This is a genomic window from Nonomuraea sp. B19D2, from assembly GCF_040137845.1.
Classification (GTDB): Bacteria; Actinomycetota; Actinomycetes; order Streptosporangiales; family Streptosporangiaceae; genus Nonomuraea.
In genome coordinates this window covers 43,101-61,472 of sequence record NZ_JBEFAK010000053.1, presented here as the reverse complement: position 1 = coordinate 61,472, position 18,372 = coordinate 43,101, and the positions used below count along the sequence as shown (strand labels likewise).

The window sequence follows — 18,372 nt, the reverse complement described above, 5'->3', positions numbered from 1 at the left end:
TCTCCTCACGCAGGTCGAACACCATCTTGATGGCGCGTTCACGCAGCTCTTGGGGGTACTTCCTCGGTGCGGGCACGACTCCCAGCCTTCCAGTCTTGGGAGCCTCCAACCAACCCGGGGCAGCTCAGTACGTGTCGCAGCCGTCGCTCTCGCAGGCCGTGCGGGCACTGGAGCGTGATCTCGGCTCCGAGCTGTTCCATCGCATCGGGCGTAGGGCACTCCTGACGGAGGCCGGAAGGGCCCTGATCGATCCTGCCCGGGAGGCCGTGCGGAGTCTGGAGACGGCGCGGGCGAGTGTCGCGGCGGTGCATGAGCTGCGTGAGGGGCGCCTGGATGTGGCATCCATGCCGTCGCAGGCGGTGGAGCCGCTGACGACCTTGGTGAGTGCCTTCAGCAACCGGTATCCCGGCGTCTCGGTGGCCATCAAAGCGGCGTTCACCTCGCGTGATGTGATCGACATGGTACGCACGGGTGCCGTGGAGTTGGGACTTTTGGCGTCCGCCGGTCCGGTCTCCGACAAGGAGGTCGCCTCACATGCGCTGGGGCGGCAGCGTTTTGTGCTGATGGTGCCGGCCGATGGCCCGTTCGCTGATCGGACGGCGGTGGAGTGCCAGGAGCTTGCGGGACAGCGGCTGATCGTCGGGCAGCCGGGTACCGGGATGCGCGCCTACGTCGACGCGCTGCGGGAACAGGGCATTGAGTTCACCGTCGCCGCCGAGACCGAGCACCGCGTGTCGCTCATGCCCCTGGTACTGGCCGGGGTCGGGCTCGCGGTAGTCACGGATTCCTGGCGGGACGTCGCCCGGCGGCTGGGCGCCCGCGTTCTGGACATCGAACCGAAGGCTACCTTGGACATCGCCCTCGTCAGCCGCCGCGGCAGCCTGTCGCCTGCAGCCGCCGCGTTCGTCACGACCGCCACCTCGGCCGCCGACAGCTGACAGGCATGGCCGATAAGGCAGATCCACACCGCGTCTTGGACGCCTCGCCGACGGGATCGACCAGCTGCGCGACAAGGATGCGATCCTGCTGGGGGCGGTGGACTACCCGGGGGTGCCCGACCATGCCTCGCTGTGGGGCTGCTGATCCCGATCCGGCGCAGCTTCCACCAGTACGTCGACCTCCGGCCCATCCGCGTCGCCGAAGGCATCGACAGGCTGGGGCACGGCGCGCGGCCGGCAAGGTCGATTTCGTCGTCGTGCGCGAGACGTGGAAGGCGAGTACAGCGAGGTCGGAGGCCGGCTCAACAGCGGTTTGCCGGACGAGATCGCCGTACGGGAGGCCGTGTTCACCGGGCTGGCGTCATGCGCGTGCTGGACTACGCCTTCACGCTCGGCTCCCAGCGCGGCGGCCGCCTGACCTCCGCGACCACCCTCGGTGGCTCTGGTAGTCGTTCAGCCAGCGGAGACCTTCGCTCGTGCCGGCGCGGGGGTTGTACTCGCAGCCGATCCACCCGTCGAAGCCCAGCTCGTCGACCACGTCGAGCAGGTGTCGGACGTTGAGCTCACCCCGGTCGGGCTCGTTGCGGTCGGGCACGCCCGCGATCTGCAGATGACCGACCCGGCCGGTCGGCAGGTCGCGGCGCAGGGTCGCGGTGAGGTCGCCCTCGACGATCTGGCAGTGGTAGAGGTCGAGCTGCACCTGGAGATTGGAGGCTGCTACCTCCTGCACCACGGCGTGGGCCTCGGCCTGGGCGCTGAGGAAGTATTCGGGCATGTCGCGGCTGTTGATCGGCTCGATCAGGATGTCGACGCCCGCTGCGGCGGCCCGTTCCGCGGCCCAGGCCAGGTTGGTCAGGTAGGTGTCTCGGTGCTTGGCCCACTCGACCGGTGTCGCGTCCGGTTCGACCAGCCCGGCCATCAGGTGCACCCGCGGGCAGCCCAGCGCCGCCGCGTAATCCAGCGCCCGGTCCACCCCGGAACGCACCTCCGCTTCGCGTCCGGGCAGTGCAGCCATCCCGCGCTCTCCGGACTCCCACGCTTCGGGAGGCGCGTTGAAGAGCACCTGCTTGAGGCCATGGTCGTCGAGCCGGCGGCGCAGCTCGGCGGCGTCGTACGCGTAGGGGAAGAGGTACTCGACGGCCTGGAGGCCGTCAGCCGAGGCCGCGGCGAAGCGGTCGAGGAAATCGTGCTCGTTGTACATCATGGACAGGTTCGCCGCGAACCTCGGCATGCTGGCTCCTGTGTTCCGGCCGGGGACGGCCAGCGTCAGCGGTTGACGACGTGCTTCTTGGTTGATCATGGCGAGGCTGGCTGCCGCGGCGGTGCCGCCCAGGAACGCGGTGGGGAGCGACCAGAACAGCGGCGCGCAGGAGTGCGGTCGGGGAAACCTGCTGAACGCCAGGGGCGGCTCGAAACGGTCGACCGCCTGCTCGTCGAGGATAGGGACGACGCCGTGGCCCGCCTGATGCAGGCGCCGGGCCTGTCCTGACGCATCTTTGTGAACTGATGCAGGGTCGCTTCCACCGGCAGCGACACCTCCTACTCTCCTCGGTCATGAGGTCCGCCTTAGGCCCTCAGCCGTCTGCTCGTGCAGCACACGCACCGCGTCCTCCGCTCCGCTGCGCGGGCTGGAGAGCACGGGCTTGCCGACGGCTTCGGCGATCGCGGGAGCCAGCCGTGCCATGGATGCTTGGGCCAGCACGATCGCGTCGACCTCCGTGGCCAGCGCCCGTGCCCCGTCCAGCACCATCGCGTCGTGGCGGTCGCGGTCACCGGACATCAGCACCGAGAAGGCGCCCTCGCAGAGCCGCTCCTGGACGGTGATGTCGCGACCGGCCGCCCGCGCCTTCTCCTCGACGAGGGCACGGGTCGGCGGCAGCGTCGTGGGGACCGTCGCCAGGACGCCGATGGCGTCCGCGGTCTCGACCGCTGACGCGGTCATCGCGTCATCAATCTTGACGATTGGGACGGAGACCAGGCGTCGGGCCACGTCGATGGCCGGACCGAGCGAGGAGCAGGCGGAGAAGATGACGTCGGCCCCCGCGGATTCCGCGGCCTGGGCCAGGTGCACCATGCGCTGCGTGCTGGCAGGTGAGATCTCACCGTCGCGCATCACGGTTGCGAGCACGTCGCTGTCGACGAAGTGCAGGACCTTGGCGTCCGGCGCGAGTTCCGCGAGGCAGTCGTTGATGACCGGCTCGACGTTGACGAACAGCAGGCTGGTGTGCAACACGGCGATCGAGGCAGTGGTGGACATTGTGGCTCCAACAGGGTCCGGCATCGGCCCGCGTGCCGAGGAGGGCACGAGAGCGCGAGACAGAGCGGTGCGAACCGCGCGCAATGCGCACGGCCGGGGGGCGTACGACGGTCTTGTCCGTCGGTGTGGTGCGGCTCGGGTCAGCGGGGCTGAGTTCAGGTCACGCGTTTCCCCCCTCGGCGCGGGGGCTCAGGCGGCCGATGACCTCCAGGGCGGCGTCCCGGACCGCGTCGCGGCCCGCCGCCCACAGGGAGACGACGTCGGAGCCGGGCGACGCGGACGGGAGGGTCACGCGGACGGCCTCCAGGTAGGCGCGGCGCAGTTCGGCGTTGACGTTGACCTTGGCGACGCCTTGGGCGAGGGCGCCGTGCAGTTCCTCGACGGGCAGACCGCTGGCGCCGTGCAGGACGAGCGGGACCGGTACGGCCTCGTGGATCGCGGCCAGCCGCTCCAGGTCCAGGCGGACAGGGTGCTTGGTGAAGCCGTGGACGTTGCCGACGGCGACGGCGAGTGCGTCCACGCCCGTCGCGGCCACGAATTCGGCCGCTTCCTGCGGATCGGTCATCGCCGCGGTCTGCGCGACGGCGTCGGTGGAGAGGTCCTCGTCGCCCGGCAGGGCACCGAGCTCGGCCTCTACCCAGGCACCGTGGTCGCGGGCCCGGCGGACCGCCTCCTTCGTCAGTGCGATGTTCTCGGCGAACGGCAGGTGGGAGCCGTCGACCATGACGGAGGTGTAGCCCGCTTCCAGGCACGCGGTGATCTCGTCCAGGACCCGGCTGTGATCGAGGTGCATACCGAGGCGGGCGGCGGAGTGTCCGGCCGCGTCCAGCGCCAGCCGCATCAGGGCGTCGCGCCCGGCGTGCTTGAAGGGGCTGGAGCCCGCCTGGATGAGGACCGGCCGTCCAGCGGCCTCGGCGGCGGCCGTGATGCCCTGGACCGTCTCCAGGTTGTAGGCGACGAACCCGGGCAGGGCGTGACCGGCGGCCGCCGCCTCCTTCAGGGCATCAGTTCCGTGCAGCAGCATCAGGCCCTCCTCAGCAGGTCGAGGGCGTCGGCGAGGGCGTCGGTGCCCCCGACGTTCCCGGCGAAGACGACGTAGGGGATGCCGGCGGCGGGGCCGTCCGCGGGCTCCCAGAGCGAGACGATGCCGGGCAGCAGCGTGCCCCGGGCCCAGGCACGGCGGATCTCCAGGCCATGGGTGGCGGTGTTGCTGGAGGTGCTACCGCCCTTTGCGACGACGAAAGCGGGCTGCCGGGTGGCGTTGACCTGGCGCACGGCTTCCACGAGCGCGGCGGAGACCCGGCGGGAGATCGCCAGACTGTCGTCCGCGTTGGCACCCGTCACCAGCACGCGAGAGGTGCGGATCACGGCGTCCGCCGAGTCCAGCGCGCCGGCGGCCGCCGGATATGCGGGCGGCCACTTCCGCGGCGCTCACCTCGCGGACTGGAGGCAGCCCTTCCAGCACTGCGGTCTCGGGGACGGGCCGCGTCTGGGCATGGAGGGGTAGAGACATGGCGAATTCCTGGCCTGTTACGAGTAGTTGATGGGAACGTCAGCCGAGGTCGCGCTTGATCACGTCGCACCAGGGCTTGACCGGGTCCCGCGACGACCTCGGGACGGAGAGCGACCGTCGGCGGCGGGGACCTGCTTTCCGCCGATGAGCAGCTCGGTCACCTGCAGTTCGCTGGTCATGACCGGATCTCTCCCTGCACCTCGCCGAAGATGACGACCTCCTCGCCCGGGCGGACCGTACGGATCCGGCGCACCCAGAGCACGATGCCCTCCTGCGGCGCACGGACCTCTTCCAGCGTGTTGCCGTAGTGGTCGCTGATGGTCGCGATCAGGTCGCCTTCCTTGCAGGTCTCCTCCGGCTCGGCGTGAGTGACGAAGAAGCCGCCGGCGGCGGAGCGGGCAAACGTGCCCGAGACGGTCGTGTAGGTGTCCCGCAGCTCCGCCTCGCCGTCGATCATCCCGAGGCTGCGCAGGATGTTGCGGACCGAGCGCACGTGCTGGGCGACCGTCTCCTCGCGGTAGGTGCCGCCGCCGGCCTCGACGGTGATGGCGGGCTTGCCGGCCGCCAGAGCGGGGTGGCGGACGGTGCCGCCCCACTTGCCGCCCTTCCAGACCAGCTCGTGCCCGGCCGCGAGGGCGAGATCCGTCGCCAGGTCCTCGTAGCCGCCCTGGAGGATGACCAGCGGGGCGATCTCGCCGTAGGCGCCGCCGGTGTGCAGGTCGACCACGGCGTCCACGGCGGGGACGACCTGCTCGACGAAGGTGGCGGCCAGCCGCTGCGAGTACGAGCCCTCCGCGTCGCCCGGGAAGATGCGGTTGAGGTTGAGGTGGTCGATGCCGCTGGCGCGGGCGGCGGCCTCGAAGGCCGGGGTGTTCATGCAGGGGATGCCGACGAGCGTGCCGCGCAGTGTGGCCGGGTCGATGTCGGCGAGCACGCGCCGGACGGCCTCCTGGCCGTCGTACTCGTCGCCGTGCACGCCCGCGTCCACACACAGGACCGGGCCGTCCTGGGCGCCGTTGACGACGATCAGCGGGATGCCGAGCTCCACGCCGTAGCTGCTGGTGCCGACCGGGATAAGGCCCTGAGCGCGCTCGCCCGGGGCGACGGTCAGCGGACCGATGGAGTACATGTTGTTCCTTTCCATAGTGTGGTTCACAGGCGGGCCGATGCCTCGGCGAGCGTGCCCGCGAGGATGTCGGCGATACGGTCGAAGACGGCGCGGTCGCTGATCAGCGGGAACGCGATCTGGACCAGCGGCGCGGAGCGGTTGTGGACGCGGGCCGGTAGGCCGGCCTCGCGCAGCCGGCGCGGGATCAGGTCGACGATCAGTTCCGTGCGGGCGGTGCCGCTGAACCAGCCGTCGTCGAGGTTGCCGACGAGTTCGCACGAGTAGAACAACCCACGGTGCCGCGGACCTCGCCGACGATGGGCAGGTCCGTAAGGCCCGCCATGCGCTTCGCCAGGTCGCCCTGGAGGCCGCGGACGTTGTCCAGGCCACTATCCACTCCGTGAAATCCAGGTTGCACAGGGTGATGGCGATCCGGCATCTTTCGTCGTGTGCCTCCTGGTAGTACCGGCCGGGGTAAGGGGAGCGGCAGAGGGACGTGGTTGGGGGCGGCTGGGGTGGGGGTTGTCTAGGGGCGGGGATCGGCCTCGTCAGGTACGGTGCTGCCCACGCCGGGGATGTGGAGGGTGGCGGGAGTCGTGTCGGAGTCCCACGGGACGGCCAGGGCGGCCAGTTCGGCACCGGGGACGACGGTGAGGCCGTGCATGCCGTAGAAGATCCGCCCGCCAGCCGGGGCGTGCACCGTGTGCTCCTGGCCGTCGACCGGGTCGACGATGCGGCCCAGAACGTCGCCCTCCGCCACTTCGCCGATGACATGGGCGTCGAAGGAGAACTCCGGGTACCACAGGCCGGTGGCCTCGGCGGTGACGCCTGCGGACCAGACCCATTCCTGGATCGGCGCCGGGGCGGAGCTGTCCTGGTCGAGGACGCCCAGGTGGCGCAGTGCCTTCAGCAGGCCGTCGACGCGGCGGAGGGCGGTGGCCTCGTCCCGCTGGCCGAGCTGGCCCACCTCGACGAGGACCGCCGAGATGCCCCGGCGGGCGGCGGCCGCGTGACTGTTGCCGCCCTCGGGCGTCAGCCCGAGGATGACGTCCTCGATACCGAAGGACCCGGCCAGTTCGGCGGTCGCCTTGTCGAGGTCCTCCTCACCGGTGAGGCGGTAGCCGACGAAGTCCCGCAGGACCTGGTCGATACCGGCGCAGTGCAGGTCGATGTAGACGTCGGCGCCGTCGACCAGATGGGCGAACAGCCAGGCGGCCAGCCGCTCGGTCGGGCTGCCGTCCGGGTCGCCGGGGAAGACGCGGTTGATGTTCACGCCGTCCACCGGCGAGACGTTGAGCCGCCCCTGGTACACGGCGGGAGGGTTGGCGACCGGACAGATGACGACCTGCCCGCGCACCTCAGCGGCTTCCAGCTGGGTCGTCAGGCGCACGACGGCGTCGATGGGGGTGAATTCGCCGCCGTGCATCCCGGCGGTGATGACGACCCGGGGGCCCGGGCGGGAGCCATTGACGAGGGTCAGCGGGAGGTCGACGGTGAGTGTGCCCAGGTCGGCGCGGACGCTGCCGCGCACCTTCGTGCCGGGCCGGGCCTCCAGAGGGCCGACGGAGAGGGTGGTGTCGTCCATGGTCATGCCTCCGTACGGCCGACGGTGGAGATGAAGTCGATGGGCTGGGACGAGGCGCCGTCCAGCGCCAGGTCGGCCGCGATGTCGCCGAAGGCGGGCGAGAGCTTGAAGCCGTGGCCGGAGAATCCCGAGAGGAGGACGACGTTCTCGGCGCCGGGCAGCGGACCGACCAGCGGGCGGGAACTTTCGGTGTAGCCCTCCATGTAGGCGGACAGACGGGTCGGGTCCGGGTGCAGGTCAGGCATGTACCGGCCGATCAACTCGCTGAAGATCTCCAGCTCCTCCGGCTGCACAGTCCGGTCCAGCTGGTTCGGGTCGCCGACGAGCCGGTGCAGCACGCGGTTCAGGCCGAGCTTGACCGAGACGCCGTCCGGGGAGGGCAGGCCGTACCAGTGGGTGGGTGCCGTGCGGATGAAGGCCGGGCGCTCCTCGCCGAACCAGGCGTCGGGGGCGGTCGGCACGTACCAGGCGCTGACGACGCGGCGGACTTCCACTTCCCACGGCAGGTCGGGCAGCAGGTCGTTGACCCAGGGTCCGACGGTGACGACGGCGGTGTCGAAGCGCTCGCTGCCGACGTCGGTGCGGATCTCGACACCGTTCGCGACGGGCACGATCTCGCGGACCGTGGTGTAGCGGTGGATCACTGCGCCCAGCTCCTCCGCGCGGCGGGCGGCGGTCTGGATGGTCAGCTCCGGGCGGATGAAGCCGGCGCGGCGGTCGAGCACGGCGGCGTCGCCGTCCTCAAGGCGGTACTGCGGGAAGCGTTTCGCCAGGGACTCCGCGTCCAGCACCTCGTGGTCGAGGTCGTGCTCGGTGATGGACTGCAGGACGGTGGCCATCTGGTGGTGCGCGGTTCGCCCCATCAGCAGGCACCCGGTCAGACGGCGCAGCTCACGGCCAGTCTCCTGCTGGAGCTGCTCCCACAGGGCGTCGGCGTGCTTGAGGAGCGGGACGTAGCGGGAGTCCTCGAAGTGCGCGCTGCGGAAGATCCGGGTCTCACCGCCGGCGGCACTGCGGTCGTGGCCGGGGGCGAACCGGTCGTATCCGACGACCTCGGCTCCGCGGGCCGCCAGCCGCCAGGCGGCCTGGCTGCCCATCGTTCCGACGCCGACGACGGCGACGCGCTTCCTCTCAGCTGACACAGGACTTTCCTTTCGTATCGCCGGGGCGCGTGCTGTGCCCTCGACGTGAGGCTGTTCGATTCGAGGTGGTTCGGGCGGGAGCCGGGCCCTGAGGGGCCCACGGCTCACAGCCGCCCGTTGTCTTCCGGCTCGGGATACCGGTACGGCGGTGTATGCGGCTGCGGTTTTCGAAGGGCAGGGACGGTCAGAGAAGTTCCAGCAGCTTCTCGGTGAACTCGTCGGTCGTCGCCGTACCGCCCAGGTCGCGGGTTCGCACATCCGACTTGGCCAGGACGGCGGTGATGGCGTTGTTGATGTCCCGGGCGGCCTCGGGGTGGCCGAGGTGGTCCAGCATCAGGGCCGCCGAGCCGATCGCGCCCAGTGGGTTGGCGATGTTCTGGCCGGCGATGTCGGGCGCGGAGCCGTGCACCGGCTCGAACATCGACGGGTACGTCCGCTCGGGGTTGAGGTTCGCGGACGGGGCGATGCCGATCGAGCCGGCCACCGCGGCGGCGAGGTCGCTGAGGATGTCGCCGAAGAGGTTGGAGGCGACGACCACGTCGAAGCGGGCGGGGTCGAGGACGAACTTCGCGGCCAGCGCGTCGATGTGCTCCTGGTCCCAGGTGACACCGGGGTGCGCGGCGGCCCGCTCGGCGATCATCTCGTCCCAGAACGGCATGGTGTGGATGATGCCGTTGGACTTGGTGGCGGAGGTGAGCTTGCCGCGGCGGCGGGCGGCGAGCGAGAACGCGTAGTCGGCGATCCGAGTGACCCCTACCCGGGTGAACACCGCTTCCTGGACGGCCAGTTCCTCGCGCGTGCCCTGGTTCAGCCGTCCGCCGATCTCGCTGTACTCGCCCTCGACGTTCTCCCGCACCACGACAAGATCGACCTCGCCCGCGGCGGCGCTGCGCAGCGGGCTGTCCACGCCCTCGAAGACCCGGATCGGCCGCAGGTTGACGTACTGGCGGAAGGTGCGGCGGATCGGGATCAGCAACCCCCACAGCGAGACGTGGTCCGGCACCCCCGGGTAGCCGACGGCGCCCAACAGGATCGCGTCCGCCTCGCGCAGCCGGTCCAGGCCGTCCTCGGGCATCATCGAGCCCTCGCGCACGTAGCGCTCGCAGGACCAGTCGTAGGAGGTGTAGGAGAAGCCGATTCCGTGGCGGCGGCCGACGGCGTCCAGGACTCGCCGGGCGGGCGGCAGGACCTCGGTCCCGATGCCGTCACCGGGGATGAGGGCGACGCGGTGGTTCTGGATCGTCATACAACCGATTGCAGCAGCGGCACGGGCAGCGCGTCCAAGACACAATCCCGATGTGCCTTATAAGGGAGCCTTATAAGGCACCCGCGGTTCCGTCAGTGCTCCGTACAAAAGGCCATCACCGCCGGGGACAGCGGGCCGCGGCGGCTGATCAGCGCGATGCGCAGCGGCGTTCGGTTCCAGACTGAGCACCAGGGCGCCCGCCCGCTCCGCCGTCCGCCGCCAGGAGTTCACTACCGCCGGCCCCATCCCCTCCAGCACCATCGGCAGCACCGACACCCGATGTTCCGTCTTGGCCGCGCCAGTGAACTCGACACCGTGCTCGCGCAGGTCGTCCACATAGGGCCGCCCGGCCGTGCCCCGCTGCTTCGGGCTCATCGTGCGCCAGCCCGCGACAGGACGTCGTCGTCGAGCTGCTCAACGGCCTGCCGGTTCGCGCGCATCGGACAACGACACAATCGTGAACTACTCCGGTCCCCCCGGCTGCAAAGCGCCCGAGCCACCGCCCAACGGCAGACGCTTGGCGACGTCCAGCCGTACCTCGCCGTAGGGCTGGACGTGCTGCCAGAACAGCGGAGTCAGCCCGCGCCGGTCGGAGGGGTTGAGCAGTTTGGCCCACTCCGGTTCGGCGAGGACGTCTTGCAGCATCAAGGTGTTGATGTACACGAGCGCGGCCTGCAGGATGCGCAGGCACAACACGCTCATCTCCAGTTCCTCGCGCCGGTTGGTGGAGATGTCGCCGCCCTTGCCGTAGAAGATCACCGAGTTTGCGCCGTTGGAGGACTCCACCACGTTGAGCCCTTCCTGGATCTCCCGCTGCAGCTCGCGCAGGCGCAGGTAGCGGGCCACGAAGATGGTTTTCTGCGCGCGGCCGACCTCCAGCATGGCCTGGTAGGTCGGGTGGGAGGCGGACTCGGTGAAGCGGCGCAAGATGGCCTCGGTGGAGGCGGTGCCCTGCTTGATCGCGGTGGCGTATTTGATCATCTGGTCGTAGTTCTGCTCGATCACCTCCCACTTGATCGGCCGGGTCATCGCCGGCGTCAACCGCGGGTGTAGGTCGCTCTCACCGCTCTCCACCCGGTACAGCTTGACCTTGTTGATGCGCTTGATGCGCGGCAGCAGGTCGAACCCCAAGAGCCGGGTCACGCCGAACCCGATTTCGGTCTGGCCGTGGGAGTCGACATAGTTGCCCTCGACATTCATGGTGGTGCCGTGCCGGACCGCGCCCTCGATCATCGCGTGCACCTCCGAGGCCGAGGCGCGCAGGGTCTGGGAGTGCACCACCATGGACCCGCGTTCGATTGAAAGCGTCGAGGAGCACAGCGAAGGCCGCCATGAGTTCCTCGCTTGGTTGGACCAGAACTTCGGGCTTGGGCCACCGGAGGACCTGGACGTGCTCTGGGCGGGGCGAAAGCAGGATGACGATCGGTTCAGAACCTGGGTGAGCCAGTTCGTCGAGTTGGGCTGGCGTCTCCCGTAGCGGCCGCTCGGGCAGCGGGGGACCGAGGAGCCCACCCGCGCTCGGGAGTTCGGACAACAGCGCAGACGACTTCGGAAACCGACACCAGTCCCAAAGATCTTGAGTCTGCGCTTGAATTTCAGGACGGCTTTCGGGACAGGCGCCGGAGCTGGGCGACGCGCCGTCCCCGAACGCCAGCGATCAGAAACTGACCTCAGCAAAACTTGATCTTGAAATGGGTGGTGAAGAACGTCGCGTCCGTGCCGAGGTAGGCCATCACCCCTCCGACGATGAGACCGACGATGATTACCCCACCCTTACGATCACCGGGAGCGCCTCCGTGGAGACGTGGACGCCCAGATCGAGGTTCGCGCGGACGGCCGAGCGTAGACGCGCAGATGGATGGGGCGGGCAGGCAGCAGTCTTGCGCACTGAATTCTCCCGTGCTATGTCTTCGGATCTTGCAGGCGGCCTTGGTCTACATCTACACCCTCATGCTTCAAGACGTTTTCGCTGATCAGGAATGGTCCGATCTGCGCACGTCGGTGGATCGGCGCGGGCTGACAGCACGTGCTGCCGTATGGGGAGGTGCGGCCGGACGTAGGCAAGCGGCTGGCGCTCGGCGGTGGTGCGGCCGTTTCGGGCGGATGACCCGGGGACGGGTCATCGGTTGTGGTCGGCTCGGTTCCACCAGGCGGCGGTCGCCGCGGCGCCGGCGGCTGCGGTGGCCGTCACCAGCAGCAGGCCTAGCGGGCCCGGCGGGTCCTGGCCCGCCCCGGCGATGCCGGCGTACAAGCCGGGCACTGACCAGGGGAAAACGGCCCCGTAGCCGAGGGCGGCGATGACCTGAGAGGTGAAGATGATGCCGAACAGGACGCCGACGGCGGCCAGGTAGCCGCGGCCGATGCTGGCGGCCAGGGCCAGCGGTGTGGTGGTCAGCGCTGCGAGCGCGGCCGCGACCAGGATGCGCCCGACACCTGCCGTGGCGGCCGGGACCGACCAGGCGGGCAGGGCGAGCAGGGCTCCGATGAGCAGTCCGAGCCCGGCCAGCAGGAGGGCCAGCAGCAGCGCCCAGAGGGCGGCGACGGTGAATTTGGCGACCACGACGGCGGTGCGGGAGGTGGGCAGGGCGAGCAGGTCGGTGGCGGTGTGGTCGCTGAACTCGCGGCCGAACAGCCAGATGGCGATCACCCCGTAGACGCCCAGCCCGCCCACCGCGACAGCCTGGGAGAGCAGGGCGAGATAGCCGGGCCAGTCGGCGCTGGCGCCCGACAGTTGGGCCTTGCCGCCGAGCAGCCCCAATGCCCGGGCACGGGCGGGATCGGCGAGAATGAACATGAACATGCCGCACACCAGCGCGGCGACGGTGAAGGCCAGCGCGGTGATCCAGGGCAGGCGGCTGCGCCGCACCTTGAGTAGTTCGGCCCACCACGCCTCACGCATCCCGCCGCCCCTCCTCGGCGAACTGGCCAGGCCCTTCGGCGAGGTCGGGCTGGGTGGCGGGTGCGGCTTGTCCGATCGTGCGCAGGAAGTAGGTTTCCAGGTCTTCTTCCTCCAGGTGCAGTTCGGTGGGCGGTGCTCCGCCGTGCACGAGCACGGTGGCGACCTGGTCCGGCCGGGCGAGGGCGCGGGAGTCGGTGAGCAGCAGCCCGGCCGGCGCGGCGGGTGCGGGGTGGTAGCCGTGCGCGCGCAGCACCACCGCGGCGGCGTGGTCGTCGCGAGTGGTCAGGCGCAGGTGGCGGCTGCGGTTCTGGTCGAGGTGGTTGGCGTCGTGCTCGCCGATGAGGCGGCCGTGGTGGAGGATGGCGATGCGGGTGGCCAGGCGGGCGACCTCGGCCAGCAGGTGGCTGGACATCAGTACGGTGGTGCCGTGCCGGTGGGCCAGGTCGGCGAGCAGGCCGCGGATCTCGGCGACGCCGGCAGGGTCCAGGCCGTTGACCGGTTCGTCGAGGATGAGCAGGCCGGGGGCGTGGATGAGGGCCTTGGCCAGGGCCAGGCGCTGCAGGTTGCCCAGCGAGAGCGCGCGGGCGCGGCGGTCGGCGTACGGGGCCAGTGTCAGCCGTTCGATGATGTCGTCGGCGGTGCCGGGCAGGCGGCGCAGCCGGCGGACCACTTCGAGGTTCTCGCGGACGGTCAGTTCGGGGTAGGCGGTGGCGGCCTCCACCAGGTAGCCGGTCCGGGCCCAGGGGGAGCGGTCGCCGGCCGACACGTCGGTGCCCAGCACGTGCACCGTCCCGGCGGTGGGGGCGATCATGCCCAGCAGCATGCGGATCAGGGTGGTCTTGCCGGCGCCGTTGAGGCCCAGCAGGGCGTAGATCTGCCCCTGTTCCACGCGCAGGGTGACGTCGTCGACGGCCGCCACGTCGCGATAGCGCTTGCTGAGGTGGACGATCTCGATCACCGGCGTCGCCGCCTCGCGGATCAGAGGCGCGGTCATAGCAGGGGACGCATGCTCAGCCGGGGCGCCAGCAGGTCCTGAGTGAGCGGGTTTCGGGGGCGCATGGGCACCGCCTTGTCTCGACGTGGAGTGGACGCGCCGACCAGGCTTCCCGGCTCACCTGGTGACCAGACTATCCCTGTCGGCTTGTGCCGGACAGGGCGCTTCGCGCCCCTCTTGCACCGCGGTCCTCGATGACGTAGCGCGGGCCTGGTCACCGGCGATCGATCGGGTGTCGGTGTGGGTGAGTGGCATGCTCAGCGGGGTGAGTGCTGCTCTTGCCAGCGGCGTAGCAGGCCGGGCAGTTCACCCAGCAGGAACTCATAGAAGTCGCGCATCCGCGTCAGCCGTTCGTGGGCCGGGTCGCCGGAGGCGGTGGTGGCGATCCCGGTCTCGGCGGCCTGCAACATGACGCGGACCACCGTGTTCTGGGTGGAGAACAGGGTGGACCAGGCGTCGTCGCGCAGCCGGTAGTGCTCGCGGCGGCTGCCCGGCGCGGGCAGGCGTTCGATCAGGCCGACCGACAGCAGCGCCTTGACCGCGCCGGACACCGAGCCCGCGCTGACGCCGAGGCGGTCGGCGATGTCGCCCATGGTGACCGTCTCGGCGTCGGTGAACAGGAATACCGCCAGGGCCCGCGCCGACATGCGCTGCAGCCCGCCCTCGGTCAGCACCAGCGCCAGCCGTTCCGCGGCCTGCCACCGCTCCTTCTCGCTCACCTGCCACCTCCATCGAACAGGATAGCCGGACATCGAAGCCTTCAGAAATTTCCGAACTTTAGCTATATTGCTCATATTCGGCCTGTCACGGGTCGACGGTGTGCCGGGAAGTCTGGTCGGCGAGCGAAGACGTCCCCTCTGGACAAGGAACGCCGATCAAGGTCCTCGTCCTCACCCACGGCACCCGCGGCGACGTGCAGCCGTACGCCGCCCTCGCGTTGGCGCTCAAGCGGGCCGGCCATGAGCCGGTCCTGGGCGCTCCGGCCGCGATGGCCGGTCTCGCCGACCCGCACGGCATCGCCTTCGCCCCGCTGCACGACGGGCCGAACACGCTCATCGATGACCCGGACATCCGGCAGGCCATCGAGACCAACTACCGCGGCCTGCGCGGCACGAAGATCGCCCTGCAGGTGATGCGCCGCAGCAAACCGCTCATGGCCGCCGTGTTCGACGACATGGCCACCGTTGCCGAGCATGGGGCCGACCTGGTCGTGCACGCACCCGGCATCCCAGCCCAGCATTTGGCCGAGAGACTCGGCGTGCCTGCGGTGCCGGCCGTACTCCAGCCCGTCTGGGTGCCGACGGCCGCGTTCCGCAACCCGATGCTGCCGCTGCCGCTGCCCAAGGCGCTGAACCAGGCCTCCTATCTGCCGATCAAGCTGATGCTGCGCTCGTTCGGCGGCATCGCCGACGACCCTGGAGGTGCCGGAGGGGGCGCGGGCCTCGGATCTGGAGCGGTGGCGCAAGGGCACGTCGGTGCCCTCGGGCCGGAACATGGAAAGGGCGTTGGAGCGGGCTGGGGAGATCCTCAGCGTCGGTCTGGGGGCGATGGAGCTGCCGCCGGGGGTGCCGCATCGGCGGATGGTGGATCTGGCCCGGTACGGGATGACCGCTACGGCGACCCCGTTGCGCCGGCACGGCCCGTCCTGTCAGCTGGCGACGTTGCTGGCCACGGTCGTCTATCTGGAGGGCAAGTCGCTCGATGACTGCCTAGACCTGCTGGATCTGCTGATGACCACCGAGCTGATCGGCAGAGCCGAGAGCGCCATCGACAAGGAGCGGGGCCGGCAAGGGCTCGACCGCTGCATTCCAGAGCGGAGGCCTGCGGCTTCAGGCGCCCGCCGGTCTGCTGTAGTCGGTGGCGGCATAAACCTGCAGGAGCCTCTCGACTCCGTGCAGGAAGGTCTCGCAGATCAGCACCGGGTCGAACAGGCAGCCGGCGGCCATGGCGCCGTCGCGCATCATCACGAAGTGGCGGGCGGCGGACTCGGCGCCGGTCTCCTGGATCTTGGCCAGCAGTTCCGTGACGGTTTCCAGGAACCATTGGCGGTGGGCGAGCACGGCCTTGTGCACTGGGGACTCCGGGTCGGGATGCTCGGCGGCAGCGTTGAGGAAGGCGCATCCCCGGAAGCCGGGGGACTGGATGCTTTGGGCGATGGACTTGCTGAGGGCGAGGATGGTGTCGGCGGCCGGTAGGCCGGCGGCGATGGCCTCGTCCGCCTGACCCAGCATGGCTCGGTCGACCTCGTTCAGGTAGGCGAGGACGAGGTCTTCCTTGCCGGGGAAGTGCCGGTAGAGGGTGGCCCGTGTCACCTGCGCTTCGGCGACGATGCGATCGATGCCGACGGCGTGGATGCCCTCCGCGTAGAAGAGCCGGGTGGCCGTGTTGAGCAGCCGGGACCGCGCTTCGGACGGCCGGCCTTCGGATTCGCTGCGCATGAGACCACCTTAGTAGGTAGAACGTTCGGTCTTGACAGTTTGCACTGTAGATTGCAGGCTATGCGAGATAGAACGTTCTGTCTTGCAGATCCTTCGTGAAGCCGGCCCGGATTCCGATCGAGCATCTGCCGCGAGCATGGCAGTCAGCAGCGCCCGTGCGCCGGGAGTGCCTTCCCGGAACGAGCAAGGCAGTCTCCTCGTCACTCAAACTCTGAAAGGATCACCATGAGCTCCATCGCTGCTTCGCCCGGCATTTCCGGGACCGCGTCCGCGCTGCGGCGGCTGTACTTCGTCCGGTTCGCGTTCGCCATCGTCTGGGCACTCGTGATGTTCACGACCGCCGCGAACCTGGGTCCGCTCGCGGTCACTCTGCTCGTGCTCTACCCGCTGTTCGACGTGGCCGCCGCCATCATCGACGCCCGCGCCTCGCGCACCACCGGATCACCTGCCCTGCTGTACGTGAACATCGCGGTCAGCCTGATCATCGCCATCGGCGTGGCCATCGCCTGCACGTCCGGTATCCCGGCGGTGCTGCGCGTGTGGGGCGCTTGGGCGGTCGTGGCCGGGCTGGTCCAGCTGATCGTGGGGGTCACCCGCCGCAAGATGGGCGGCCAGTGGCCGATGATCATCAGCGGCGGCATCTCCGTCCTCGCCGGCGCGTCGTTCATCCTCGGTGCCTCCGCGGCCAACCCGACGCTGATCAACGCGGCCGGCTACGCCATCCCCGGCGGCATCTTCTTCCTCATCTCGGCCATCCGCCTCGGCCGCGCCGCGAAGGGAAACTGACATGGACGGCAGCACTTACGACGTCGTCGTCATCGGGGCCGGCCCGGTCGGGGAGAACGTCGCCGACCGGGTGGTGCGGGGTGGGCTGAGCGCCGCTGTCGTCGAGCGCGAGCTCGTCGGTGGGGAATGCTCCTACTGGGCCTGCATGCCGACCAAGGCATTGCTGCGCAGCGCGGCGGCGTTGCGGGCGGCGCGTCAGATGCCGGGAGCGCGCGAGGCGGTGACCGGCGGTCTCGACGCGGCCGCGGTGCTGGACCGCCGGGATTCCTTCGCCTCGCGCTGGAAGGATGACGGTCAGGTCGGCTGGCTCGATTCGGCCGGGATCACTCTGCACCGTGGTCAGGGCCGGATCGTGTCCGCCAACGTGGTCGAGGTGACCGGCGACGACGGCGTCCCGATCACCTTGACGGCCCGGCATGCGGTGGTCATCGCGACCGGAAGCGGCGCGCTGCTGCCGGACGTTCCCGGTTTGCGCGACGCCGCGCCGTGGACCAGCCGGGAGGCGGCCGCCGCAAGCACGGTCCCCCGCCGGCTCGCGATCATCGGTGGTGGCGTGGTGGCGTCGGAGATGGCCACCGCCTTCGCCGCCCTGGGCTCCTCGGTGACGATGCTGGCCCGTGACGGTGTGCTGCCGCAGGCCGAGCCGTTCGCCGGCGAGCGGGTCACCGAGTCGTTGCGGGAGGCCGGCGTGTCGGTACGCCCCGGCGCGGAAGCCGCATCGGTGCACCGCGACCAGGCCGGAACAGTGCACATCACGATGACCGACGACGAGCAGGTCGAGGCCGACGAGGTTCTGGTGGCGATCGGCCGGACACCGAACACCCAGGACATCGGTCTCGGCGCAGTCGGCCTGACGCCGGGCGCCTGGCTCACGGTGGACGACACGCTGCGCGTGGTCGGGGAGGACGGAACGCCGATCGGTGACGGATGGCTGTACGCCGCCGGTGACGTCAACCGGCGAGTGCTGCTGACCCACCAGGGCAAATACCAGGCCCGCGCGGTCGGCGACGTCATCGTGGCGCGGGCGAAGGGCGAAGAGGTCGAGGACGGCCGCTGGGGCCGGCACGTGGTCACGGCCGACGAGCGCGCGGTGCCCCAGGTGGTCTTCGCCGAACCGGAGATCGCGTCGGTAGGGCCGACCGCGGCCGCTGCCGAGGCCGCCGGGATACGGATCCGCGTGGTCGATTACGACCTGGGCGCGGTGGCCGGATCCGCCCTGCATGCCGACGGATACCGGGGGCACGCCCGCATGGTCGTCGACGAGGACAGGAAAGTGATTGTCGGCTTCACGCTCGTGGGTCCGGATGTCGCAGAACTGCTGCACGCCGCGACGATCGCGGTCGTCGGCGAGGTTCCGCTGGACCGGCTGTGGCACGCGGTTCCGTCGTTCCCCACGGTCAGCGAGGTGTGGCTGCGGCTGCTGGAGGCGTACGGCCGCTGACCGCCGGGCCGCGTGCTGTTCCTGT

Annotated in this window: 20 protein-coding genes; 5 read left to right on the top strand and 15 right to left on the bottom strand. The window is 70.0% G+C overall.

Translation table 11 applies throughout. The annotated features are described in order from the left end of the window. Positions 1-131: 131 nt before the first annotated feature. Positions 132-938 (top strand): LysR family transcriptional regulator, encoded by an 807-nt coding sequence (locus ABN273_RS50455; protein WP_349456817.1) that lies wholly within the window; start codon positions 132-134, stop codon positions 936-938. Positions 939-1,323: 385 nt separating this feature from the next. Here the strand turns inward: ABN273_RS50455 and otnI are convergent, their stop codons facing one another. From otnI to ABN273_RS50400, 11 genes are all read right to left on the bottom strand, one after another. Continuing rightward, positions 1,324-2,169: a 2-oxo-tetronate isomerase gene (otnI, locus tag ABN273_RS50450; protein ID WP_349456816.1), complete on the bottom strand. Its 846-nt coding sequence runs from the start codon at positions 2,167-2,169 to the stop codon at positions 1,324-1,326. A gap of 321 nt (positions 2,170-2,490) precedes the next feature. After that, positions 2,491-3,195 carry an aspartate/glutamate racemase family protein gene (locus ABN273_RS50445; protein WP_349456814.1) on the bottom strand — a complete coding sequence of 235 codons (705 nt, stop codon included), beginning with the start codon at positions 3,193-3,195 and terminating at the stop codon, positions 2,491-2,493. A 160-nt stretch (positions 3,196-3,355) separates the two neighbouring features. Then, on the bottom strand, positions 3,356-4,219 hold the full coding sequence (locus ABN273_RS50440; RefSeq protein WP_349456813.1) for a class II fructose-bisphosphate aldolase: 864 nt from the start codon (positions 4,217-4,219) through the stop codon (positions 3,356-3,358). After that, positions 4,219-4,581 (bottom strand): nucleotide-binding domain containing protein, encoded by a 363-nt coding sequence (locus tag ABN273_RS50435; protein ID WP_502911284.1) that lies wholly within the window; start codon positions 4,579-4,581, stop codon positions 4,219-4,221. Before ABN273_RS50435 ends, ABN273_RS50440 begins: the two co-directional genes overlap by 1 nt. 302 nt (positions 4,582-4,883) lie before the next feature. Then, positions 4,884-5,837 (bottom strand): succinylglutamate desuccinylase/aspartoacylase family protein, encoded by a 954-nt coding sequence (locus ABN273_RS50430; RefSeq protein ID WP_349456811.1) that lies wholly within the window; start codon positions 5,835-5,837, stop codon positions 4,884-4,886. Between the two features lie 23 nt (positions 5,838-5,860). Beyond that, positions 5,861-6,106: a hypothetical protein gene (locus ABN273_RS50425; protein ID WP_349456810.1), complete on the bottom strand. Its 246-nt coding sequence runs from the start codon at positions 6,104-6,106 to the stop codon at positions 5,861-5,863. Between the two features lie 236 nt (positions 6,107-6,342). Then, positions 6,343-7,401 (bottom strand): succinylglutamate desuccinylase/aspartoacylase family protein, encoded by a 1,059-nt coding sequence (locus ABN273_RS50420; protein WP_349456809.1) that lies wholly within the window; start codon positions 7,399-7,401, stop codon positions 6,343-6,345. A gap of 2 nt (positions 7,402-7,403) precedes the next feature. Continuing rightward, on the bottom strand, positions 7,404-8,543 hold the full coding sequence (gene solA, locus ABN273_RS50415) for an N-methyl-L-tryptophan oxidase (RefSeq protein ID WP_349456808.1): 1,140 nt from the start codon (positions 8,541-8,543) through the stop codon (positions 7,404-7,406). A 184-nt stretch (positions 8,544-8,727) separates the two neighbouring features. Beyond that, positions 8,728-9,789 (bottom strand): tartrate dehydrogenase, encoded by a 1,062-nt coding sequence (locus ABN273_RS50410; protein WP_502911280.1) that lies wholly within the window; start codon positions 9,787-9,789, stop codon positions 8,728-8,730. Positions 9,790-9,846: 57 nt separating this feature from the next. Continuing rightward, on the bottom strand, positions 9,847-10,164 hold the full coding sequence (locus ABN273_RS50405) for a hypothetical protein (protein ID WP_349456807.1): 318 nt from the start codon (positions 10,162-10,164) through the stop codon (positions 9,847-9,849). Between the two features lie 87 nt (positions 10,165-10,251). Continuing rightward, complete coding sequence (locus tag ABN273_RS50400; RefSeq protein WP_349456806.1) at positions 10,252-11,073, bottom strand: Tn3 family transposase; 822 nt, start codon at positions 11,071-11,073, stop codon at positions 10,252-10,254. On the opposite strand from ABN273_RS50400, the gene ABN273_RS50395 reads away from it, so the two are divergent. Further along, on the top strand, positions 11,072-11,266 hold the full coding sequence (locus ABN273_RS50395) for a hypothetical protein (RefSeq protein ID WP_349456805.1): 195 nt from the start codon (positions 11,072-11,074) through the stop codon (positions 11,264-11,266). The genes ABN273_RS50400 and ABN273_RS50395 overlap by 2 nt on opposite strands. Before the next feature lie 642 nt (positions 11,267-11,908). On the opposite strand, the gene ABN273_RS50390 is transcribed toward ABN273_RS50395, so the two are convergent. The 3 genes from ABN273_RS50390 to ABN273_RS50380 form a co-directional block, all read right to left on the bottom strand. Then, a complete protein-coding gene (locus ABN273_RS50390; protein WP_349456804.1) occupies positions 11,909-12,688 on the bottom strand; it encodes an ABC transporter permease in 780 nt (259 codons plus the stop codon). Continuing rightward, positions 12,681-13,682 carry an ABC transporter ATP-binding protein gene (locus tag ABN273_RS50385; RefSeq protein WP_349456803.1) on the bottom strand — a complete coding sequence of 334 codons (1,002 nt, stop codon included), beginning with the start codon at positions 13,680-13,682 and terminating at the stop codon, positions 12,681-12,683. Before ABN273_RS50385 ends, ABN273_RS50390 begins: the two co-directional genes overlap by 8 nt. 257 nt (positions 13,683-13,939) lie before the next feature. Then, a complete protein-coding gene (locus tag ABN273_RS50380) occupies positions 13,940-14,401 on the bottom strand; it encodes a GbsR/MarR family transcriptional regulator (RefSeq protein ID WP_349456802.1) in 462 nt (153 codons plus the stop codon). A 98-nt stretch (positions 14,402-14,499) separates the two neighbouring features. On the opposite strand from ABN273_RS50380, the gene ABN273_RS50375 reads away from it, so the two are divergent. Continuing rightward, positions 14,500-15,387: a glycosyltransferase gene (locus tag ABN273_RS50375; RefSeq protein WP_349456801.1), complete on the top strand. Its 888-nt coding sequence runs from the start codon at positions 14,500-14,502 to the stop codon at positions 15,385-15,387. Between the two features lie 124 nt (positions 15,388-15,511). On the opposite strand, the gene ABN273_RS50370 is transcribed toward ABN273_RS50375, so the two are convergent. Beyond that, positions 15,512-16,120 carry a TetR/AcrR family transcriptional regulator gene (locus ABN273_RS50370; protein ID WP_349456800.1) on the bottom strand — a complete coding sequence of 203 codons (609 nt, stop codon included), beginning with the start codon at positions 16,118-16,120 and terminating at the stop codon, positions 15,512-15,514. 225 nt (positions 16,121-16,345) lie between these two features. Between ABN273_RS50370 and ABN273_RS50365 the strand changes: the two genes are divergently transcribed. Together ABN273_RS50365 and ABN273_RS50360 are read left to right on the top strand one after the other, a co-directional pair. Next, the gene (locus ABN273_RS50365) at positions 16,346-16,906 is read left to right on the top strand and encodes a hypothetical protein (RefSeq protein ID WP_349456799.1); all 561 of its coding nucleotides are present in this window, start codon (positions 16,346-16,348) and stop codon (positions 16,904-16,906) included. A gap of 1 nt (position 16,907) precedes the next feature. After that, complete coding sequence (locus tag ABN273_RS50360; RefSeq protein ID WP_349456798.1) at positions 16,908-18,347, top strand: dihydrolipoyl dehydrogenase family protein; 1,440 nt, start codon at positions 16,908-16,910, stop codon at positions 18,345-18,347. The last annotated feature ends 25 nt before the right edge of the window (positions 18,348-18,372 follow it).

Bases quoted from the DNA above. Each gene is read 5' to 3' on its own strand.
- ABN273_RS50370 (WP_349456800.1), bottom strand. From the start codon at position 16,120: ATGCGCAGCGAATCCGAAGGCCGGCCGTCCGAAGCGCGGTCCCGGCTG.
- ABN273_RS50385 (WP_349456803.1), bottom strand. From the start codon at position 13,682: ATGACCGCGCCTCTGATCCGCGAGGCGGCGACGCCGGTGATCGAGATC.
- ABN273_RS50405 (WP_349456807.1), bottom strand. From the start codon at position 10,164: ATGAGCCCGAAGCAGCGGGGCACGGCCGGGCGGCCCTATGTGGACGAC.
- ABN273_RS50410 (WP_502911280.1), bottom strand. From the start codon at position 9,789: ATGACGATCCAGAACCACCGCGTCGCCCTCATCCCCGGTGACGGCATC.
- ABN273_RS50390 (WP_349456804.1), bottom strand. From the start codon at position 12,688: ATGCGTGAGGCGTGGTGGGCCGAACTACTCAAGGTGCGGCGCAGCCGC.
- ABN273_RS50360 (WP_349456798.1), top strand. From the start codon at position 16,908: ATGGACGGCAGCACTTACGACGTCGTCGTCATCGGGGCCGGCCCGGTC.
- otnI (WP_349456816.1), bottom strand. From the start codon at position 2,169: ATGCCGAGGTTCGCGGCGAACCTGTCCATGATGTACAACGAGCACGAT.
- ABN273_RS50420 (WP_349456809.1), bottom strand. From the start codon at position 7,401: ATGGACGACACCACCCTCTCCGTCGGCCCTCTGGAGGCCCGGCCCGGC.
- ABN273_RS50400 (WP_349456806.1), bottom strand. From the start codon at position 11,073: ATGGTGGTGCACTCCCAGACCCTGCGCGCCTCGGCCTCGGAGGTGCAC.
- ABN273_RS50365 (WP_349456799.1), top strand. From the start codon at position 16,346: ATGAGCTCCATCGCTGCTTCGCCCGGCATTTCCGGGACCGCGTCCGCG.
- ABN273_RS50440 (WP_349456813.1), bottom strand. From the start codon at position 4,219: ATGCTGCTGCACGGAACTGATGCCCTGAAGGAGGCGGCGGCCGCCGGT.
- ABN273_RS50395 (WP_349456805.1), top strand. From the start codon at position 11,072: ATGGACCCGCGTTCGATTGAAAGCGTCGAGGAGCACAGCGAAGGCCGC.
- ABN273_RS50430 (WP_349456811.1), bottom strand. From the start codon at position 5,837: ATGTACTCCATCGGTCCGCTGACCGTCGCCCCGGGCGAGCGCGCTCAG.
- ABN273_RS50445 (WP_349456814.1), bottom strand. From the start codon at position 3,195: ATGTCCACCACTGCCTCGATCGCCGTGTTGCACACCAGCCTGCTGTTC.